We start from the raw sequence: 336 nt of genomic DNA on the forward strand, positions 1-336 counted from the left end.
ACGCGGAGGACGTCCTCGGTACCGTCGCCGAGCCCGGTCGCGAGCACCACGTCGTGCTCCTCCCGGAGCGTCTCCTGAAGCGCCTCGGCGCGGCCGGGGACCTCGAAGGCGGTCACCGTCGGCGAACTGCGCTCGGGGTCGGGGACCGGCTCCAGCCCCAACTCGGCGCCGCGCTCGCGACACCGCGTCGCGGCCGTTTCGTGTCGCTCCCGCACCGCGTCGAGCCCCTCGTCGAGCAGCAGGCCGAGCGCCGCGTCGAGCGCGACGACCTCGGTCGTCAGGTGCGTGTACGGGAAGCCCTCGCTCACGTCGCGGAACGGCAGGAAGTTCGCGTAC

Annotated in this window: 1 pseudogene; it reads right to left on the reverse strand. The window is 73.8% G+C overall.

The window, feature by feature from the left end:
• A pseudogene (locus tag EXE44_RS18730) lies at positions 1–336 on the reverse strand (alanine--glyoxylate aminotransferase family protein); the annotation flags it as partial.

The sequence above is a fragment of the Halorubrum sp. SS7 genome, assembly GCF_005435055.1.
Lineage (GTDB): Archaea > Halobacteriota > Halobacteria > Halobacteriales > Haloferacaceae > Halorubrum > Halorubrum salinarum.